This is a genomic window from Flavobacterium aquicola (assembly GCF_003385115.1).
GTDB classification, from domain to species: domain Bacteria; phylum Bacteroidota; class Bacteroidia; order Flavobacteriales; family Flavobacteriaceae; genus Flavobacterium; species Flavobacterium aquicola.
Map to the genome: position 1 here is coordinate 1 of NZ_QUNI01000005.1, position 4,350 is coordinate 4,350.

Below are 4,350 nucleotides of genomic sequence, written 5' to 3' on the forward strand. Positions count from 1 at the left end.
CCGGTAACGGTAAACTTAGCTGAACCATTATTGTTCGCTCCGTTTAAGGCGTTACATGAAATATCACCTGCCAATGTTCCAATTATTGCAATTGGGGTTACCGCTTTAACGGTATACAATTCTTGATATGTACAGCCATTAGCATCGGTTACCTGGAAGGTATAGTCGCCAGATATAAGACCACTGAAAAGTCTTGATATCTGTTTGGCTATAACCATCGGTGAACCTGGCAGAGTTTCATACTGCAATGGCAGTACGCCTCCTGTTGCCGTTAGACGAACTGTAGCAGTTGGTAATGGACACGTTGGCGCAACTGTAACTGTAAAGCCTAAATTTGTCGGTTTGTTCAACGCATTAATCGTTTTTGAATCACTTGCCACACAAGAATTTGTATCTCTTACATAACCAGTAACATTCCCTGCTGAATAGGTGTCATAGACGTTTTGGCTGGAATAATTAATTCCGTCAAGACTATACTGATAAGTACCTGTACCGCCACTTCCTGTAATAGTAATTACAGCTTTTTGTGGTACATTGCCCACGCCACATGTTAAATTTGTAACTGTTGTAACCGCTGCAATAGGTGTAGCTGGAGCAACAACCACATTAGCAGGTGTTGAACATCCTCTTCCAGAATTTACTTTTACAGTATATGTTCCTGGAGCTAATCCTTTAAACACATTAGAAGACTGAGCTGCACGAATTATAGGAGCAGTTATTTCATATGTATAACTAGGATTATTATTTCCAGCACTTAAGTTAACTGTAATACTGCCATCAGATTGACCAACGCATAAAGCTGGTGTTGTAGTGGTTGTAAAAGTAACTAGAGTAGGAGCAGTTAATGTAACCGAAGCAGTTGTAGTACAATTAGCAGGTACAGCTGTATCTCTCATTGTTACAGTATATGTTCCTGCTGGCAATTTTGATATTACATTTGCTACAATAGTAACACCTACTGGCATTGGAACTATTGTGTACGAATAAGTACCTGTACCTCCTATACCTGACATTGTAATCACCCCATCATTATCAGCACAAGTTGGTAATGCAGTAATTGCTGGAGTAGCTGTTAATGGTTTATCTATTATAATTGATTCAGTATCAATACAGCCATTAGCGTCTTTAACTACAATAGTATGTGAACCAGAATTCAATCCAGTAACAGTATGAGGCCACGCCCCTACACTTGTAAAAGTACTGTTATCAACGCTGATTGAATGAGTACCAACTCCTGCAGTAGTTCTGGCAACACTGATACCAAAAGCTCCTTCGGCAACACATTTATTTACTACTGATAAATCAATAACTGGAATTGGGTCTTTAATTAAATTAACTACGGCACTTGGCTGTATACAATTGTAAGCGTCCTTTGCATGAACGTAATATGTTCCTGCTGCTCTAGTGAATGTACTTGTCGAATTCCAAGCAGGGTCTGTTGCAGAAGGTGCAAAAGCTGAACTTGTGATCATATACAAATATGGAGCTGTACCGTCTTTTGCCAAAGCAGTAATAATTCCTAAATTATCACAGTTTTCATTTTTAGCAACTGAAGCATTTATACTTAGAGCCACAGCTGATTCTTTAATATCAAAATCTTCAGAAGCAGATTTACAACCATTATTTACACCACCGTGCTCTGTAAAAACAATGTAATATCTACCTACTGGCAAAGTACCTGGGACTGGGTATGTTTTAGTAAATGAAACACCTGAGCTTACTGTTTGTGTTAGTACTGCAGAAATCGGCGCATTTGATTGCGATGCAAACAACTGATAGTCAATACTAGTTGTACTTGTATCAAAACTAGAAACAGTGAAAGTAACACTACCATCCATTGATCCTTTACAAGAAATGTTATTTGCAGTTACAACAGATTTTAATGATGAAACTGGAGCAATTGGAGAACTCGCAGTATTAACATAATAACAATTTGTTGTTATGTCGTGAACTACAAAAGAGTAAGTAACACCAGAAGTCAAATGATCAAAAATATAAGAATATAAACCTGAATTAGCAGGATAAAAAGTTGATGCATAAGGCACCGTATTACTTGTCAAAATCCCAAATTCATAATTACTACCCAAAACTGGAGCGGTTACTGTAACTTTTGCTGAACCTCCATTTGTACAATCAGCTGCAATAGTTGTTACATCAATTAACAAATCACCTGGAGGCGAAGACATTGTTATTTGTTTTGATAAACTACAACCATTTGCATCAACTACATTAATCGTATAAATACCAAAATCAATGATAGTAAAAGTAAAGTCTTCATTGCTAGCCGCAACGTAAGGATTTGGTACAATAACACTGCCAAAATTATTTGATATGAAATATTTAAATGGAGCAGTTCCTCCCGATACATTTTTTACAGTTATTGATCCTAATGAGTTACCAGCACCTGTACATTGTATGTTAACAATCCCTAAACTGAAAGCAATCGGATTAGGTTGTGCAATAGAAAAAGCATAAGGCACAAGATTTACACAGCCTTTACTGTCCTTTACAGTCACAGTATGAGAGCCAGCAATAAGATCCGAAAATATATTAGAAGATTGATATAAACCACCATCAATACTATATTGGTAAGGACCTTCTCCCGTTGTAGGAACAGTAACTACTATTCTTCCCGTACTGTCACCATTACATTTGATATCTTGTGTTTGCGTAATACCTGTAATTACAGGATTAACGATTGGATTAACAGTGATTACATTGGTTTCTTTTTTACAGCCATTTGCATCTGTAATTTCAAACTGATAAGTTCCTGCTGCTGATGGATTCGTGGTAAATGTATTACCTACTACAGCTGTAGAAGTTCCATAAGCACCACCATTAAATTTAACTTTATAGCTAAAGTTAGGTTTTCCGCCAGTAATAGTTACATCAATTTGAGCATCAGCTGGGAGAGAACAAGTTAAATCTTTCTTTTTAATAGCATCTGCATCTAAAACATCATAAACCGTAACAGAAGTTGTATTCGTACAGCCATTAGCGTCTTTTACTGTAATTGTATAAGTTCCTGCTGCTACTGTAAAAGTATCTGCTGGACTTGGCGCAACACCTGTATTGATTGTGTAAGTATATGGCGCAACACCAGCTGCTCCAACAGCTTTAATCTGGAATGTGCTTCCTGATGCACCACATTGATTCAATACAGAAGCAGTTACCGTTGGAACTAAATCCTTAACAACTGCAACATCTAATTTTACTGTACAGCCATTAGCATCTTTCACCCAAACATCCCAATTAGCATTTACAGCTGGATCAAGGTCAGCAGTATTACTAATAATATAATCCGCAGCTGCTGGTGTTATATTATCTTGCTTGTAGGCATATGTATAAGTTGGTGTACCGCCTGTAGCAGTAATAGTGACTTTAGAAGTTGTAGTAATACAATTCGCATTAACTTTCGCCACATTAGCTGATAAAGCCACTGTAGGCTCAGTAATAATAATAGTTGTGCTTGCTTTACATTGTGTAGCAGTATCTGTTACTTCAACTGTATAAGATCCTACCGCAACATTAGACAAGGTCAGGGTATTATTTGATTTTGTCAAGGTTCCTATACCAGACGTTAATACAAACGTATAGTTTCCAACTATCGCATTGCCAGACACGTTATAAGTACCAGATCCTGTAGAACCTCCATTACAGAATACATCGTTAATTTTTGTTCCGGACACAGCAATCGGAGTAACTGTATTAATAGGATATGATTCAGTATACGAACAACCATTGGCATCAGTTACTTTAAAGTAATAAGTACCTGGTGTAAGTGAAGCGAAAGAATTAGATACTTGTTTGGCTCTAATTATTGGCGAAGGAGTAATTGTCTCGTATTGCAGCGTTCCAAATCCACCTGTAGATGCTAAATTAACCGTAATTGAAGTTACAGCACATGTAATAACTCCTGACGGTGTGAATGCCAAATTAGTTGGAGGATTTAATTTTTTAACCGTAATATTTTGAGAAACCGTTGTACAGCCATTGGCGTCTCTTACCTGATAAGCGATAACCTGATCTGATAAACCGTTATCATTAACCGGATAAGTGTTAACTCCTGTAAATGCTCCGCCATTAAAACTATAACTATAAGCTCCTGTTCCTCCTGCAGCCGAAACCGTAACTATAGTTGTTCCATTACAGGTAGTAGTAGCCGGTGCAGCAGCCGAAGCTGATAATCCAGTTGTTGGCTCCAGAATAGTAATCGGTGTAGATGCCGAAGTACAGCCCAATGCATCAGTCAGCACAATGTCATAAGTGCCTGCTTTTAAACCTGTAGTCAAAGCAGTTGTTGAAACCGGTAATCCGCCTTTGGTTACGCTGTATGTATAAGGTGCTTTG

Annotated in this window: 1 pseudogene; it reads right to left on the reverse strand. The window is 37.7% G+C overall.

Annotated features, from left to right (window positions below):
- Window positions 1–4,350, reverse strand: a pseudogene (locus tag C8P67_RS22105) (hypothetical protein); the annotation flags it as partial.